This window comes from Vagococcus xieshaowenii, from assembly GCF_004792515.1.
Lineage (GTDB): Bacteria > Bacillota > Bacilli > Lactobacillales > Vagococcaceae > Vagococcus_A > Vagococcus_A xieshaowenii.
Map to the genome: position 1 here is coordinate 732,205 of NZ_CP038865.1, position 18,227 is coordinate 750,431.

At 34.2% G+C, this 18,227-nt stretch carries 14 protein-coding genes; 13 read left to right on the top strand and 1 reads right to left on the bottom strand.

Annotated features, from left to right (window positions below; translation table 11 throughout):
* Positions 1–64: 64 nt before the first annotated feature.
* A complete protein-coding gene (locus E4Z98_RS03595) occupies positions 65–1,087 on the bottom strand; it encodes a serine hydrolase domain-containing protein (protein WP_135253687.1) in 1,023 nt (340 codons plus the stop codon).
* Between the two features lie 137 nt (positions 1,088–1,224).
* Here E4Z98_RS03595 and E4Z98_RS03600 point away from each other — a divergent pair, with 137 nt between their 5' ends.
* The 13 genes from E4Z98_RS03600 (at position 1,225) to E4Z98_RS03660 (ending at position 18,214) form a co-directional block, all read left to right on the top strand.
* On the top strand, positions 1,225–2,079 hold the full coding sequence (locus tag E4Z98_RS03600) for a YitT family protein (RefSeq protein ID WP_135253686.1): 855 nt from the start codon (positions 1,225–1,227) through the stop codon (positions 2,077–2,079).
* A 186-nt stretch (positions 2,080–2,265) separates the two neighbouring features.
* A complete protein-coding gene (locus tag E4Z98_RS03605) occupies positions 2,266–2,835 on the top strand; it encodes a thymidine kinase (protein WP_135253685.1) in 570 nt (189 codons plus the stop codon).
* 38 nt (positions 2,836–2,873) lie between these two features.
* A complete protein-coding gene (gene prfA / locus E4Z98_RS03610; protein WP_135253684.1) occupies positions 2,874–3,950 on the top strand; it encodes a peptide chain release factor 1 in 1,077 nt (358 codons plus the stop codon).
* Entirely contained in the window at positions 3,940–4,785 is an 846-nt protein-coding gene (gene prmC / locus E4Z98_RS03615) for a peptide chain release factor N(5)-glutamine methyltransferase (RefSeq protein ID WP_135253683.1), read from the top strand. Before prfA ends, prmC begins: the two co-directional genes overlap by 11 nt.
* A gap of 12 nt (positions 4,786–4,797) precedes the next feature.
* Entirely contained in the window at positions 4,798–5,823 is a 1,026-nt protein-coding gene (locus tag E4Z98_RS03620; protein WP_135253682.1) for an L-threonylcarbamoyladenylate synthase, read from the top strand.
* A 55-nt stretch (positions 5,824–5,878) separates the two neighbouring features.
* Positions 5,879–7,117 carry a serine hydroxymethyltransferase gene (gene glyA / locus E4Z98_RS03625; RefSeq protein WP_135253681.1) on the top strand — a complete coding sequence of 413 codons (1,239 nt, stop codon included), beginning with the start codon at positions 5,879–5,881 and terminating at the stop codon, positions 7,115–7,117.
* A 211-nt stretch (positions 7,118–7,328) separates the two neighbouring features.
* Complete coding sequence (upp, locus tag E4Z98_RS03630; protein WP_135253680.1) at positions 7,329–7,958, top strand: uracil phosphoribosyltransferase; 630 nt, start codon at positions 7,329–7,331, stop codon at positions 7,956–7,958.
* 151 nt (positions 7,959–8,109) lie between these two features.
* Positions 8,110–9,279 (top strand): FtsW/RodA/SpoVE family cell cycle protein, encoded by a 1,170-nt coding sequence (locus E4Z98_RS03635; protein WP_135253679.1) that lies wholly within the window; start codon positions 8,110–8,112, stop codon positions 9,277–9,279.
* Positions 9,280–9,409: 130 nt separating this feature from the next.
* Positions 9,410–10,885: a UDP-N-acetylmuramoyl-L-alanyl-D-glutamate--2,6-diaminopimelate ligase gene (locus tag E4Z98_RS03640; RefSeq protein WP_135253678.1), complete on the top strand. Its 1,476-nt coding sequence runs from the start codon at positions 9,410–9,412 to the stop codon at positions 10,883–10,885.
* Complete coding sequence (locus E4Z98_RS03645; protein WP_135253677.1) at positions 10,882–12,117, top strand: dicarboxylate/amino acid:cation symporter; 1,236 nt, start codon at positions 10,882–10,884, stop codon at positions 12,115–12,117. Before E4Z98_RS03640 ends, E4Z98_RS03645 begins: the two co-directional genes overlap by 4 nt.
* A gap of 18 nt (positions 12,118–12,135) precedes the next feature.
* Entirely contained in the window at positions 12,136–13,980 is a 1,845-nt protein-coding gene (gene asnB / locus E4Z98_RS03650; protein WP_135253676.1) for an asparagine synthase (glutamine-hydrolyzing), read from the top strand.
* Positions 13,981–14,259: 279 nt separating this feature from the next.
* On the top strand, positions 14,260–16,899 hold the full coding sequence (locus E4Z98_RS03655) for a glycoside hydrolase family 38 N-terminal domain-containing protein (RefSeq protein ID WP_135253675.1): 2,640 nt from the start codon (positions 14,260–14,262) through the stop codon (positions 16,897–16,899).
* 1 nt (position 16,900) lies between these two features.
* Positions 16,901–18,214 (top strand): PTS sugar transporter subunit IIC, encoded by a 1,314-nt coding sequence (locus E4Z98_RS03660; RefSeq protein ID WP_135253674.1) that lies wholly within the window; start codon positions 16,901–16,903, stop codon positions 18,212–18,214.
* The last annotated feature ends 13 nt before the right edge of the window (positions 18,215–18,227 follow it).

Sequence of the window (18,227 nt, forward strand, 5' to 3'; positions counted from 1 at the left end):
AGGAGCCAAATATTATTTTTTCATTAAAAAACCAACCACACATAGGTAGTTGGTATATATTTCACTAATGCGAAGCAACTTCTTCTAAATATATTGTGACTAATTCATCACGATGCGTCATATATGTTTCACGATGGTCCTGTGGATGGACACGGTTAGATAGAAACACAAAGCTACGTTTTTCATTTAAATCAATTAAAATAAAGGTTCCTGTATAACCTGTATGAAAGAGTATAGGATGCTGCTTATTTGGATGCCACTTTAAATCCCAACCAAGAGAACGGTGTTTATCGGCGTTAGGAGACCACGTTTGATTTAATGATTGGATGGTTTCCTTGGTTAAAAATTTTGTTTCACCTATTTGACCATCATTCATCATCATATAGCAAAAACGATTTAAATCGTTAATGTCACTAAATAACCCTGCACTTCCACAATGCTCTTTTAAGACGGCAGCTTTTGTATCATGAACAATGCCATACAATGGTTGCTCACTTTGAATAAGATTATTTGTAGGTGCACATTCATCTTTTGGTGGAAAAAAGGTACTGCGAGAAAGTTCTAGAGGTTCAATTATTTGTTTTTGAATGATTACTTGAATAGGTTCTTGAAGTAATTGTTCTATTGCAAAGCCTAATAAAATAGTGCCAGTATCAGTGTAAACTACGTTTTTTCCTTTAGACGCATGATCGACGTTTAAATGGTTGAACGCTTCAATTAATTCAGTTTGGGACAATTGATCACGATTGGGAATAAAACCGTTTATAGCAGAAGTATGCGTTAGAAGTTCTAAAATCGTCACCGAATCATCTTCAAAAGTTGGTAAATAATGTTTAATCGACTGATCAAGCTTCATTTTTTTTTCTTCTAAAAGTTTTAATACAACACTGTTAGTCCCAACAACTTTAGTTAATGATGCAACGTCAAATAGTGTTTGTTCAGTCATCGGTTCAATGGATGGTAGGATTTGCTTATTGCCTTTTGTAAAAGTTGCTTCACTATTTAGTGACTTAAAACTATACACCGCACCAGGAATAATCTGTTGTTCAATCATTTGGTTGATTTTCTTTTGTGTTTTAGGAAACATGACGTTCTTCCTTTCTATCTGAAAAATAAGTGATTATAGTAAGTATAGCATGAATAAGGTGATAGATAATGATTGCATATCTGCTTATCTTCTAGTAAATTGGTACTGTTAGTGATAAAGATGGGAGATGTATAGTAATGTCGTTAAATATTAAAACAATAGTCAAAAATTTGCTGTTAATCACATTAGGAACGTTGATTTTTTCAATAGCTGTAAACTCAGTTGCCATCCCGAATGAGTTGGGTGAAGGTGGTGTGACGGGAATCACGTTGATTCTTTATTATTTAAAGCAAATTCCAACGGCTTTTACCAATATCTTTTTTAATACTATTTTATTAGTTGCAGGATGGAAGTTGTTAGACCGTAGCACGATTTATTATACTATCTATGCTGTATTTTTGATGTCGGTTTTTTTAAAGTTAACAGAAGGCTTTCAGTATTACGCCTCTGAAGGAGCAACCGCTGCTATTTTAGCAGGTATCTTGATGGGTGTGGGGATTGGACTTGTCATGAAAGGTGAAGGAACAACAGCAGGAAGTGTCATCTTAGCTAAAATGATTCATAAGTATACCGGTTGGAGAGTAAGTTATGTCTTACTTCTATTAGATATGGTGGTTGTATTTGCCTCTTATAAAGTAATTGGTCTAGAAAAAATCATTTTAACCTTGTTGTCGCTATATATTTCCACCAAAGTGTTAGATTTCATGTTAGAAGGAACCAATGCTAAAAAGACTGTCATGGTTATTTCAGACCACTATGATGAGATTGCTAAGGCAATTAGTACAGAAATCAATCGAGGCGTAACTATGATGGATGGTGTAGGTTATTATAAACAAACGCCTAAAAAAATTCTTTATGTGGTTATTTCTCGTGATCAGTTAGTTCCTATTCAAAAATTAATTGCAACGATTGACCCATTAGCATTCGTTACGATTAATGATGTTCAAAATGTTATTGGAGAAGGGTTTTCTCGTGAGTCGTTACCAGAATAAGCATCGTTCATAAATACGTACTAAAACTATGAAGTTATCGAACCTTTTACAGGTTGCTAGCTTCATAGTTTTTGCTTTTTTTGCTATTTATCTCTTAAGGTGACTATTTTTGAATGTAATTAGTGATTTTTCATTGATTTTCCGTTATACTGTTTTAGGAAGAATGTGAAAGTGAAGGATGATAAGATGGCACAATTATTTTTTAAATATGGCGCAATGAATAGCGGTAAAACAATCGAAATTCTTAAAGTAGCGCATAATTATGAGGAACAGAATAAACCTGTAGTACTGATGACTAGTGGAATTGACACGCGCGATGGTGTGGGAGTTGTTTCAAGTCGAATAGGGTTGTCACGTCCTGCTATCCCAATTTTTTCAGAGACAAATGTATTTGAAGAAATTAATAAATTACCTCATAAACCTTATTGTGTCTTAATTGACGAATCACAATTTTTGGAAAAGCATCATGTGGAAGGATTCACTCGTGTAGTAGATGAATTAGATATCCCAGTCATGGCGTTTGGCTTAAAAAATGATTTTAGAAACGAATTATTTGAAGGCTCTAAATATTTATTGATTTATGCTGATAAATTAGAAGAATTAAAAACCATTTGTTGGTTTTGTCATAAGAAAGCGATTATGAATTTGCGTGTTTCAGATGGCCAACCAGTCTATGATGGTGAACAAATTCAAATAGGTGGTAATGAATCGTATTATCCTGTGTGTCGCAAACATTATCACAACCCCAAACTATAAAAGTAAAATGAACGATATTAAGTAAGGAGATTATCACTATGTTTGATCAATTACAAGCGGTAGAAGACCGTTACGAAGAACTTGGAGAATTATTGAGTGACCCAACTGTTATTTCTGATAACAAGCGCTTCATGGAGTTATCTAAAGAAGAAGCAAATACGCGTGAAACAGTGGATGTTTACCGTCGATACAAAGAAGTTATCCAAGGAATTAAGGATGCTGAGGAATTATTATCAGAAAATCTTGATGCTGAAATGGCTGAGATGGCAAAAGAAGAATTATACGAATTAAAAGATGAAAAAATTGCTTTAGAAGAAAACTTAAAAATCTTATTATTACCTAAAGACCCTAATGATGATAAAAATATTATCATGGAAATTCGTGGTGCAGCGGGTGGAGATGAAGCCCAACTATTTGCTGGTGACTTATTTGAAATGTATCAAAGTTTTGCTCAAAAACAGGGTTGGCGTTTTGAAGTCATGGAAGCTAACATTACAGGTATTGGTGGCTATAAGGAAGTTATTGCGATGATTTCTGGTAATAATGTGTATTCTAAATTAAAATATGAAAACGGTGCGCATCGTGTGCAACGTATTCCGGCAACAGAATCTCAAGGTCGTGTTCATACATCAACTGCTACAGTTGTAGTATTACCTGAAGCAGAAGAAGTTGAATTAGACTTGGATGAAAAAGACATCCGTGTCGATATCTATCATGCATCTGGAGCAGGTGGACAGCACGTTAATAAAACGGCTTCAGCAGTACGATTAACTCATTTACCTACAGGAATCGCTGTAGCGATGCAAGATCAACGTTCACAGTTACAAAACCGTGAAAAAGCGATGCAAGTTTTACGTGCGCGTGTTTATGATAAGATGCAACAAGAAGCACAAAGCGAATATGATGCAACACGTAAGTCAGCAATCGGAACGGGTGATCGTTCTGAACGTATTCGTACATATAACTTCCCACAAAATCGCGTAACGGATCACCGTATAGGCTTGACTATTCAGCAATTGGATCGTATTTTATCTGGTGATATGGATGATATCATTGATGCGTTAATGATTTATGATCAAACGCAAAAACTGGAGCAAATGCAGAATGACCACTAAAACATACGGAGAAGTCCTTTTTTGGGCTTCTTCTTTTTTAAATGAAAAGAAGAAAGAACGTGAGGCTGCGGAATATCTTTTGGGAAGAAGATTAGGTTGGAATAAGACAGAAGTATTAATGCATCTACGCAAGCCTATGCCGATGGAGCAAGAAGCTCAATTTATTGAGGATATTAAAGCCTTTGAAGCGGGTTATCCTGCTCAATATATTATAGGCTCTGAAGAATTTTATGGCCGTGAATTTAACGTCACACCTGCTACACTTATTCCAAGACCTGAAACGGAAGAATTAATTGAGTTATGTTTAAAAAACAACCAGGAGAAAGAGTTTATCACGGTTGTAGATGTTGGGACCGGAACGGGCATCATTGCGATTACTTTAAAGAAATTAAAGCCAACATGGCGTGTTATTGCGATTGATATTTCAGAAGAAGCCTTAGAGGTAGCTCGTCAAAACGCTCAGAAGCATCAAGTATCGATTGAATTCATGCAGGGCGACCTATTAGGTTCGCTTGTTGAAGCGGATGAAACCGTTGATATTGTTATTTCCAATCCTCCTTATATTAGTGAAGATGAATGGGAAGACATGGATGAAAGTGTACGAGAGTATGAACCAAAACAAGCCCTTTTTGCTGATAACAATGGCTTATTATGTTACGAGCAAATGATACCTCAAATTAAAGACGTGCTAGCTATCGAAGGACGTGTTTATTTTGAATTTGGTTTTAAGCAAGGACGTGCGATTCAACAATTGTATCAAGAAGCATTTACGACAAAGAAAGTAATGATTTATCAAGATTTAAATGGGCAAGACAGAATGTTAGAAATGAAATAGAGGCGAAATAAAATGGATAAAGGAAATAAATGGACAGCAGATGATGTATCACTTGCAGCAAAAGCGATTCAAGAAGGTGAATTGGTGGCCTTTCCAACAGAAACAGTTTATGGATTAGGCGCTGATGCTACCAATGAAACAGCAGTTAAACAAGTTTATGCTGCTAAAGGTCGTCCTTCAGACAACCCTTTGATTGTTCACATTGCCACTCAACAAGACTTGACACCGTTTGTAAAAGAAATTTCAAATGAAGCAAAACAACTAATGAAGACATTTTGGCCAGGTCCGTTAACGTTGATTTTTGAAATTAAGGAAAATAGTTTACCAATGGCAACAACAGGGGGGCTAACAACGTGTGCTTTTAGAATGCCTGCTAATGATGCAACGCTGATGCTAATTCGTGAAAGTGGTAAAGTATTAGTTGGACCTAGTGCGAACACCTCAGGTAAACCAAGTCCCACAACGGCAGATCATGTCTTACATGATTTAAAAGAGCACATTGCTGGGGTAATTGATGATGGTCAAACGCGTGTAGGTTTAGAATCAACCGTTTTAGATATGACCGTTACGCCTCCAATGATTTTGCGACCTGGAGCCATTACACCAGATGACTTGAAGAAAGTAATCGATGATGTTTCAGTGGATCAGCATTTGTTAAGTGAAACTAGTAAACCCAAAGCACCAGGGATGAAATATCGCCATTATGCACCAGAAGTACCAGTGTATATGATTGATTATAGGCAACAAAATTGGCAAGAAGCAATTACTTGGGCGAAGTCAGACAATAAAAAAATTGGTTTACTGTGTTCAAAAGAATTAGCGCATCCATTTGTGGAAGAAGTAGAGCACATCTTTTATTTATCACAAAATAGTGACGTCAAAGAGAGCATGCATCAATTATTCAACGGGTTACGTTATTTTGATGATAAAGAAGGTATGATTGATATTGTATTTGTTGAAACATTTGCTGATGAAGGAATTGGAATGGCTTATATGAATCGTGTGAGAAAATCTGCGAGTCAAAGATATTATCGATGAGTAGCTATCTGTGTTAAGATAAAGATACTAAACATGCAGGGGAGTTGGATAGTTTATGGATTTTAAACAACAAGATAAGGTGTTATGGGATGCTATTGCAAATGAACAAGAAAGACAAGAGCGTAACATTGAACTAATTGCATCTGAAAATTTTGTGTCAGAAGCGGTAATGGCTGCACAAGGTAGTGTGTTAACGAACAAATATGCAGAAGGTTATCCTAACAGAAGATATTATGGTGGGTGTGAGTACGTAGATGTGGTTGAAAATTTAGCTATTGAACGCGCTAAGCAATTATTTAATGCTAAATTTGCTAATGTACAACCACATTCGGGTTCACAAGCCAATACTGCGGCTTATTTAAGTTTAGTGGAACCAGGAGATACCATTTTAGGAATGGATTTAACCCATGGTGGGCATTTAACTCACGGCTCTCCAGTTAATTTTAGTGGGAAAACATACAATTTTGTGGCATATGGCGTGGATCCATTTACTGAAGTTATTGATTATGATGTGGTATTAATTAAAGCACGTCAAACAAAACCTAAATTGATTGTTGCTGGTGCAAGTGCTTATGGACGCAGCATTGATTTTAAAAAATTCCGTGAAATTGCCGATGAAGTAGGTGCAAAATTAATGGTGGATATGGCGCATATTGCTGGATTAGTTGCTGCAGGTCTACATCAAAACCCAATGGACTATGCCGATGTTGTAACGACTACCACCCATAAAACTTTAAGAGGTCCACGTGGTGGCATGATTTTAACAAATGATGAAGAATTAGCTAAGAAAATCAACAGTGCCATTTTCCCAGGTATTCAGGGAGGTCCACTAGAACATGTGATTGCAGCAAAAGCAGTTGCTTTTCAAGAAGCTTTGCAACCTGAATTTAAAGAGTATCAAGCACAAGTCATTAAAAATGCGCAAGCTATGGCGAATGTTTTCAATAAATCTATTTATGCACGTTTAATCAGTGGTGGTGTAGATAATCATTTACTATTAATTGATGTGAGCAAATACAAATTAACAGGTAAAGAAGCAGAAGCATTACTAGATGAAGTTAATATTACCGTCAATAAAAATACGGTACCATTTGAAACGTTAAGTCCTTTCCAAACAAGTGGTATTCGCATTGGAACACCAGCGATTACCTCACGAGGATTTAATGAAGAAGATGCAGAAAAAGTTGCAGATTTAATCAATGAAATGTTGATGAATCCAACCAATCAATCAATGAAAGAAGCTGTTAGACGAGAAGTAAGTGAATTAACAGCTAAATATCCTCTTTATAAATAATGTGTCTTTTAAAGAAGCGTAATACCAAGTATTAGGCTTCTTTTTTAGAGGGTGCTAATTTGTTCAATAAAAAATTTAATTAGTATATGAAATGTACAAGAAATGTTTGATAGGTAAAACGTTTAATCAAAAAAAGACCTAATTAAATCTAGTTTTTTAATGGTATTTGCTTTACAATAGATAAGAATAAAATTATAGAGGAGAATCGAATATGGGAAAATTTCAAGTTATGGATCATCCATTAATTCAACACAAACTAACAATCATCCGCGATAAAAACTGTGGGACAAAAGTTTTCCGTGAGGTTGTCGACGAAATCGCAATGCTGATGGCATATGAAGTATCACGCGATTTGCCATTAGAACCGATTGAAATCGAAACACCAATGGGTAAGACGGTTCAACAAACAATTGCTGGTAAAAAAGTGGCGATTATTCCGATTCTTCGTGCTGGTATCGGCATGGTGGATGGTATTTTAGAATTAATTCCTGCTGCAAAAGTTGGTCATATCGGTATGTATCGTGATCATGATTCATTGGAACCAGTAGAGTATTTTGTAAAGTTACCATCTGATATTGATACACGTCAATTATTAGTAGTAGACCCAATGTTAGCAACAGGTGGTTCAGCTATCTTGGCTGTTGATGCACTGAAACGTCGCGGTGGAACAAACATTAAATTTGTTTGTTTAGTAGCAGCTCCAGAAGGCGTTAAAGCATTACAAGAAGCTCATCCAGATGTTGATATTATTACAGCAGCATTAGATGAAAAATTAGACGAGAATGGTTACATTTTCCCAGGTTTAGGGGATGCAGGTGACCGTTTATTCGGAACTAAATAAGAACTGATGAAAACACGTAATGATGTCTGATTATTACGTGTTTTTTTATGAATTATTAATGATTAAAAAAAAATGTAAAGAACACTAGGTATAACTTAAGACATCTTGTATAATAGAAAAAGGAAATAAATGAAGAAGAGAGTCGTCGAATATGAATGATAATAAATTTAGTTTGGATAATCGAATTGATTATGGCATTATTTTACCCGTATTTGTCTTATGTATTATCGGATTGATTTCGCAATACGTTGCGTTGTCACTCGTTGATGGAGAAAATATTTTATACCAAATGTTGAAACAGGCATTATGGCTATCTATTGGACTTTTTGCCGTTATTGTACTAATGCAATTCAACATTAAAGTCTGGTGGAAAATCACCCCAGCTCTGTATGCATTAGGTCTGGTACTCATGATTCTGCCACTAAGGTTTTATGATCCCAATGTTGCGGCTTTAACAGGTGCAAAAAACTGGGTCCATTTCGCAGGCTTATCATTCCAGCCCTCAGAGTTAATGAAGATTTCATATCTATTGCTACTTGCTTATATTACCACAAGGCATAATAGAGAAAATAAGCACGAAATAAAAAGCGACTTTCTATTAATAGCGAAGTTATTGCTTGCAACATTACCTGTTGTTATTTTATTAAAACTTCAAAATGACTTTGGGACATTATTAGTGTTTATTGCGATATTTTGTGGGGTCGTATTGATTTCTGGTATTTCATGGAAAATACTATTACCAAGTATCATTACGGCAATCGTCTTAATTGCTGGCATTTTATCATTAGTTGCAACTGATGTAGGCCGAGAGCTGTTGTTTAAATTTGGAGTAAAAGAATATCAATTATCTCGTATTGATTCTTGGTTAAATCCATTTCATGACACAACAGGTGTAAGTTATCAACAAGCTCAGTCGCTAACTGCTATCGGTTCAGGAGGGTTAACGGGGAAAGGGTTTAACGTTTCTCAAGTAGACGTTCCAGTACGCGAATCAGATATGATTTTCACTGTTATTGCGGAGAATTTTGGTTTTGTTGGTGGAGCGTTGGTGATCTTTATGTATTTATTGTTAATTTATCGCTTAATTCGTGTGTGTTTATATACTAACAATGTTTTTTCAACTTATATTTCAACAGGGATTATTATGATGATTTTGTTTCATGTATTTGAGAATATTGGCGCAAGTATTGGCTTATTACCTTTAACAGGTATTCCCTTGCCGTTTATAAGCCAAGGTGGTTCATCACTACTTGGCAATATGATAGGTATTGGTATTATGTTATCAATGAAATTTAATAACGATGTTGAATTTGATCATTAATTGTTTGAAAAACTCTTTTCAAAACTAACTCTTTTGAAAAGAGTTTTTTTAAAATGTTAGTTCAAATAACACGTATATAAAACCGAGTTAAGTGATACGTTATAAATCAAAAAATATTTAGGAGAATAAAATGAAGTTAACACAATTGATTGAATATTTAGTTATTCACGAAACATCATTAACAGAAAAACAAATGACAGAAGATATTTCTTTTATCACACAAGATACTAGAAAAGTTTTGAAAAATTCTTTATTTATTGCGATTAAAGGTGCAACATTTGATGGTCATTCAATGATTGAACAGGCAGTAGAAAAAGGAGCAAAGGCTGTTATTGTTGAACAAGTTCCTACGAATGTAAATTTACCGTATATTTTAGTAGCAGACACCAAAAAAGCAATGGCGCAACTTGCGAATGCATATTATGGTAATCCGAGTGAGACTATCAAAGTAGTAGGTGTAACTGGAACAAATGGTAAAACAACGATTACGCATCTTATCGATCAATTGGCAAGTAGTATCGATAAGAGGACAGGTGTTATTGGTACTATGTATAATAAAGTGGTAAATAAAATTATTCCAACGGCGAACACAACACCCGATAGTATTACTTTGCAACAACTTTTTAATGAAATGAACGAAGAAAATGTAGATGTATGTGCAATGGAAGTGTCTTCTCATGGTTTAATTCACGGACGAACTTGGGGAGTGGATTTTGATATAGCTGTATTTACTAATTTTACACAAGACCATTTAGATTTTCATGAAACGATGGAAAAGTATTTTTACGCAAAATCTCTACTGTTTTCTCAATTAGGTAATGGTTATGATGCAAAACGTAAATTAGCAGTTATTAATATTGATAGCCCTCATGGTAGAGAATTAATGACTTGTACGGCTCAAAATATTTTGACATACGGATGTAGCGATAATGCTAATTTACAAGCACAACATATTACCGTCACTTCTAAAGGGACACGTTTTGATCTTGTTTATAACGGTACGTGTTATCCAGTAACAACGTCATTAATTGGTGATTTTAATGTATACAATATTTTAGCAGCTGTGGGAGCATGTATTGGATTAGAGTATCCACTTGAAGAGGTTATTATGGCAATTACAACTCTTAAACCAGTTAAAGGTCGATTTGAATTAGTAGATAATTGTAAGGAAGCTGTTGCGATAGTTGATTATGCTCATACACCAGATGGATTAGAAAATATTCTACAGACTGCCCAAAAAATTGCAACGAAAAAGATTTATTGTGTGATAGGTTGTGGAGGGGATCGGGATAAAGTGAAGCGACCACTGATGGCTAATATTTCTTTAAAATATGCTGATATGTCAATCTTTACATCTGACAATCCTAGAACTGAAGACCCAATAGACATTTTGAATGACATGTGTGGTCATTTAACGTCTGATAAATTTATTCAATTAGTTGATCGTCAAGAGGCAATTGAATATGCATTAGCTCAAGCAGAGCCCGGTGATCTTGTTATTGTTGCAGGTAAAGGACATGAAAATTATCAAATAATGGGTAAAGAAAAAGTCTATTTTGATGACTGTGAAATGATTAAAGGGTTTGTTAATAAGGAGTCGTTATGAGGTATATAAAGGAAAATTTAGCGTCAATCAAGTTGTTAACTGGCATAATCATCGGTGGGCTATTAGGTGTTTTTTTTGGCGAAAAGATGATGGTTGTAGAGCCGATTGGCCAACTCTTTTTGAACTTTTTATTTATGATTCTTGTGCCATTAGTGTTTTTTAGTGTATCAAGTTCGATTGCTAATATGGAAGGTGGTAAGCGTTTAGGCAAAATCATGCTGTATACTATGCTAGTTTTTATTATGACAGCGATGATTTCAGCAATTATTGCTTACTTAGGCGTTAGAATATATCCTTTAATTGATAGTAATCACTTTAATGTTGAATCGGTGATTGAGCAGTTAGGAGAGGTCACTATACAAAAGGATCTTTCAATGGCTGATCGTATCGTCGGTATGCTGTCAGTAGAAGATTTTCAAGGCTTATTTTCTAAGAATAACATGTTAGCTGTTATTATATTTTCTATCATAGTAGGTTTGGCAACGTTAAACACAAGTGTTGATAATACAACATTTAAAGACTTTTTAAATGCAGGTAATACTATGATTATGAAAGTAGTTGATTATATCATGTATTTAGCTCCTATTGGTTTAGGGTGTTACTTTGCTTCAAGTATTGGTCAGTTAGGTAGTCAACTAATTAACGGTTATGCTAGAACGATGTTACTTTATTGTCTAATAAGTATTATTTACTTTTTTGGTGTGATGACATTTTATGCTTTTATTGCAAATGGTAAAACAGGTATTAAGGATTTTTGGGCTAATATTACGACACCAGCACTAACGGCGATTGCTACGTGTTCATCCGCGGCATCTATTCCGGTTAATATCGAATTTACTAAAAAAATGAATGTTGCAGATGATATTGCGGAGACGGTGATCCCTTTGGGTGCAAACACACATAAAGATGGATCAGTCATTGGTGGGGTGTTCAAAATAGCCTTTTTATTTGTTTTATTTGGTCGTGATATTACGACGATTGAAAATATAATAGCCATTATTTTTGGTGGTTTCTTTGTTGGCTTAGTGATGGGGTCAATACCAGGTGGTGGCGCGATTGCAGAAACGATGATTGCGGTGTTTTTTGGCTTTCCAACGGAGACAGTGCCCTTAATTATGATCATCAGTACTATTATTGATATTCCAGCAACCTTATTAAATTCAGCTGGTAATACAGTATCTGCTATGATGGTACAAAGTTTAATAGAACGAAGTGAAAGAAAAAAAAAATAAGAGTGGGGTAATGAAGTTATGTGTGGTTTTACAAGTATTATTCATTTTAATTCGACAAGATTACATGATTATGAGACAGAAATTAAATTAATGAATGAAACGATTGTACATCGTGGACCGAATAGTGAAGGTTATTTTTCTAATCAAGCGGTTCACTTTGGTTTCCGCCGATTAAGTATTTTAGATATAAATGGTGGCTCTCAGCCAATGAGTTTTGATAATGGAAAATATACTATTATTTTTAATGGGGAAATATATAATGAAGATAAGTATCGTGAACAGCTAGAAGCTGAAGGCGTGCTATTTAATACGACAACGGATACTGAGGTAATTTTGGCATTGTATAAAAAATATAAATATCAAACGGCAGAGAAGTTGCGTGGTATGTTTGCCTTTATGATTTGGGACAATGAAGAAGGAAGTGTTTATGGAGCACGTGATCACTTTGGGATTAAGCCAATGTATTATCGTGAAGCTAAAGGAACATTTTATTTTGCTTCGGAAAATAAAGCGTTAGAAGCAGTAATGAGTAAACGAGAATTATGTCATGAAAGTTTACAGCATTATCTAACTTTTCAATATGTATTAGGTGAAAATTGTTTAACTAAAGGGATTCATTCAGTTAATCCCGGAACACAATTTACAATTACAGCTGATAAGGGCTTAGTTTTTGAAAGATATTATAATCCAACCTTTAAACCTGTAAATATCGAGGAACAAGTTTTAGCTAACCAAATTACAGATGCATTATATGAGAGTGTTCAGAGTCATATGAGAGCCGATGTGACAGTCGGTTCATTCCTTTCAGGTGGTGTGGATTCTTCAATTATTGTATCGTTAGCTAACCAAATGACAGATGATTTAGAAACATTCTCGGTAGGATTTGAACGAGAAGGCTATAGTGAAATTGAGGTAGCTAAAGAAACAGCGGACAAGCTAGGTGTTAAAAATTTTAGTCGTATTATTACACCACAAGATTTTATGAATGAATTTGATGATTATGTATGGTATATGGATGATCCATTGGCTGATCCAGCAGCGGTTGCTCAATACTTCTTAGCCCAAGAAGCTGCAAAACGTTGTACTGTATCATTATCAGGAGAAGGAGCTGATGAATTATTTGGTGGTTATCTAATTTATCATGAGCCAATTTCGTTAGCTGGATTTGATAAATTTTCTCCAGGGATGAAAAAAGTTATTCGATCAGTTGCTAAAAAAATGCCTAAAAACATGAAGGGACGTGGCTTCTTATTAAGAGGATCTACACCGTTAGAGGAACGCTTTGTTGGTAATGCTAATATTTATAAAGAAGAAGAAAAACGTGAATTTTTGAAAACATTTAAAGAAGGACAAAGTTATATGGATTTAACAGGTCCGTTATATGCAGAAACAACTAATTTAGACGCAACAACGCGTATGCAAGATATTGATATGCACACTTGGTTAGTCGATGATTTATTACACAATGCCGATCGTACAACAATGGCTTCAAGCTTGGAATTACGTACACCATTTGTTGACAAAGAGGTCTTTAAAGTAGCGGCTCAAATTCCTACTGAATTAAAATTTAAAAATGGTACAAGTAAGTACTTATTGCGTAAAGCAGCTGAATCTTTTGTACCTGAACATGTTTTGTATCGTGAAAAATTAGGTTTCCCAGTACCTATTAGATTCTGGTTGAAAGACGAGTTGTATCAATGGGCACACCAAATTTTTTCAGATTCTAAAGCAACACATATTATTGATAAAGATTACACCTTGAATATGTTAGAAGCACATCGTAAAGGACAAGACGACTATTCTCGTAAAATTTGGACGTTGTTAACCTTTATACGTTGGTATGAATTGCATTTGTTAAATTAGTTAGATGAGGAGTTATTACGAATGGTATCATCAAACATCAATTTTTATAGGATAGTGTAATTAAATAAGCGTTTTATGAAAGCATCAATGGTTTAAATGATAAATTAAACCATTGATGCTTTTTTATATATTTTATAGATGATAGATTCTGTTGAAATGGTGAAAATATTTTCATTTACATGATTGTTTTTTGGTAAAGTTTGATGTTTGTTGTCGTAGGGTTTACTTGTCTTGGTTAGTGTTGTATAGTTTTTTTAGTTAAGAATAAGGAGAAAAACGATGAAAAAAATACATATTGTAGCACATACCCACTGGGATAGAGAGTGGTATTTTAGCGATAATGAAGCGTTCGTTCAATTTTCGTACCATATGGATGAAGTGATTTATGCGTTAGATAATAATGAATTAGATTATTATTATCTTGATGGTCAATTGAGTATTGTTGAAGATTATTTGAAAATATTTCCTAATAAAAAAGAAAAAATAAAAGAATTAGTTGAAGCAAAAAAATTATTTATCGGTCCATGGTATACCCAAATGGATGAATTTGTTGTTGCGGGTGAGTCTGTAGTTAAGAATTTACAGATTGGAATGTTGTTATCTGAAGAATTAGGTGGTTATACGTCTTTAGGTTATTTACCAGATTCGTTTGGTCAAGGCAAGGATATGCCTAAAATTTATCAAGGATTTGATATTGATCATGCAGTTTTTTGGAGAGGAATGCCTAGTGAAATTACTAATAATCGCGAATTTTTCTGGGAAGCAGAGGATGGGTCGAAAGTATTAACTATTAATATTCGTAATGGTTACTACGCGGGAGTAGCATTAGTAGAAGGAGACCGATTCTTACAAAAAAGCACTCTAGATTTAGTTTCAGAAGATACTATTTCTGAAATAGTAACACTACCTGTTGGCGGTGATCAGCGAGCAGTTGATCGCCAATTAAAAGAAATCATTCATCAAGCAAATCAAGAATTAGGTGAAGAATATGAACTAGTTGAAAGTAATTATCCTCATATTTTTAAGTTATTGGAAAAATCTAAAGAGAAGCTTCCTACCGTATCAGGTGAGTTTATAAGTGGTAGTGTCTCAAAAATCCATCGTTCAATATACTCTTCACGTTATGATTTGAAAAAGATAAATGATACGATTGAAAATCGTTTAATTTTTGAATTGCAACCTTTAGCGGCAATGGCTGATGAAATGGGAATACCATATAAGACAGAGTTGATTGACTATATTTGGAAGTTATTACTGAAAAATCATGCCCACGATAGTATTGGTGGTTGTAATACAGATAAGACAAATCAAATGATAATGGCTCGTTATCAAGAAGCAGATCAATTATCTTATTCGAACGTTGATTATTTAGTACGCAAGATTTCTGAATCGTTAACTAGTACTAGAGAAAATGATATTGTACTGTTTAATACTATGCCGTATCAGCGAACTGAACCATTTACCTTCAAAATAAGTAGCAAATCTAAAGCTATCTCATTGGTGGATAATGAGGATAATATTGTCCCATTTGAGGTATTAAATGTTGAAAAAGTCTATGCTGGAGAGATTAGACGTTCAGAAAAAGACTATCAAGAGGATCTTTATTACTATATTTATACTGTAGCTATTGATTATTCGTTGGCAGCATTTAATTATCAAATTTTACACGTCAATGAACAAGAAAATGTGTTGGAACCGTCAGTTATCGGTAATAATGAGTCTATCATGATTGAAAACGATTATTACAAAGTTTCGTTTGTAGAGGGTGCGTTTGATATAACCTCTAAATATAATCAAAAAGTATATAAAAATTGTTTGTATGTAGAAGAATCTGGTGATGAGGGAGATACGTATGATTATTCTCCTGCTTATCATGATATGATTTTGAATTTAAGTTTTAGTGACGCAAAAGCCACAGTACAAGAAGGGGTTATTCATTCAACTATTTGGATAGAAGGAACTTGGCAAGTACCTCAAAGTTTAAGCTCTCGAAAAAATGGTTTAATAGACCAATCAATAAATTATAAACTAGAAGTGAGCGTAAAAAAAGCAACTAATCGTATCGAATTGAAGTTAGTGATAAATAATCAAGCAGATGATCATCGTATGCGCTTGGTTTTTGCTTCAGATATTGCTTCAGAGTTTAGTTATGCCGATACACTATTTGGAACAATTGAGAGACTAAACGTTGATCCACATATTAATGATTGGCAAGAGCTAGGTTGGAAGGAAGAACCAACTGAAATTTATCCAATGATTCACTTTGCTAATATTCATGATGAAATGGCTAGTGTGTCAATGTTAAGTAAAGGTATTAAAGAATATCAAGTATGTGATAATAAATTGTTTATGACATTGTTCAGAGGCGTTGGATACTTAGGTAGACCAGAATTATTAAGAAGACCTGGTGATGCTTCGGGTAATCAATTCCGCTACATTCCTACACCGGATAGCCAATTACATGGTGAATTAGTAATGGAGGTAGCTTTAGTGATTGAAGAAAATTATCAACCAGCATCTATTCAAAAAAACTATCAAATGTATTCAGTAGAAACACCTTATTATCAATTACAAGAAATCAATCGTTTTACAAATCCGATTAAGTACTTCCAATCAAATAAAGTAGATCATCTAGAAGCTTTAACTAATTACCTTGATCTTGCAACTTCAAGTTTAGTGTTTAGTTCATTAGAATTATCTAGAGATGGTGAATGGTTAGAGATTCGTTTAAATAATCCATCATTGACTGATTCAATAATCGAAACTATTCAATTATCAGATCAATTCGAAGTCAAATGGATTAACTTATACGGAAAATCTATCAAACAATTGGGTGTTATAAAGTCTATTGAAGTTCAGATGAAACCAGGAGAAATTAAAACCTTTGCGATTAAGAGAAAGAAAAGAGGAATCAAGTAAGATGAAAATCAATGCCGAAAAATTTCAAGAACCGTTATTAAAAATTGCTCAAAAAGTTGATAATAATAATGTGTTACAAGCTATTAAAAATGCTTTTGTAAGCAGTATTCCGTTTACTGTAGTAGGGTCTTTTTCAAATTTAATCCGTATGCAGATTGATGCATTTTTTGGTGATACAGGATGGGGCCAAGTAGTATCTAAATTATTCAGTAATATTAATCAAGCGACATTAGGAATGGTAGCGTTATTGATTGTATATTCTACAGCATATAATTACGCTAAAGTAATTCAACAAAAAGAACCAGAAGCAAATATTAATCCATTGTTAGCAACATTATTAGCTTTTGCCGCGTACTTTGTAATGGTTCCTAATAACGTGAATTTTAGTGATAGTTCTGCGGATGTTATTCAAGGCTTTGCCAATAATTTCTTTGGATATGAAGGCATGTTTACTGGTTTAATTGTTGGTTTAATTGCAGTTTATTTGTATTCAATTTTAGCAAAGAAAAAAATTGCTATCCGTTTGCCTGGTAATGTACCGCCAAATGTTTTTGATTCATTTTTCTCATTAATTCCAGTATCAATTGTTTTAATGGTCTTTTCAATTATTCGTGTAATCATTGAAGCATTTGATTTTAATTCATTAATGTCACTTATTAGTCAGTTCTTTGTTCAACCATTAACCAGTGTTGGTACAGGCTTGCCAGCAATTATTGTTGTTATTCTGTTGCAACAAGTTTTATGGTTCTTAGGATTACATGGATTTAATATTGTATGGGGTGTGGTATCTGCCCTTTGGTTACCAATTTTCTTAGAAAATGTTGCAAAGTTTGCCGAGACACAAAGCTTTGTAGATATTTCTATTGCCCCTAATACAATGACGAATGTTTATGCGATGATTGGGGGATCTGGATCAACATTTGGTTTAATTTTAGCGATATTATTATTTACACCTAAGCATTACACAGGTAAGGAAGTCGCGAAGTTATCATTTATTCCAGGCTTATTCGGAATTAATGAACCAATTATTTTTGGTTTTCCAATCGTACTAAACCCAATTATGTTTATTCCGTTTGTTTTTGTTCCAGTTATTAATGCTGTGATTGCTTATGTTGTTACGAAAATTGGCTGGGTAGTTCCACTAGTAGTTCTTAACTCAGGTAATGAGCCAATATTCATTAGTACATGGATTTTAGGTGCCTTTAAACTTAGTCCAGTCGTTTTAACCGCTGTATTGGTAGTTTTAGATACGTTATTATATGCGCCGTTTGTTCGAATGAATATGAAGGCACAAGAAGAGTCTCTAATCTCATAAAAGGAGTGAAATC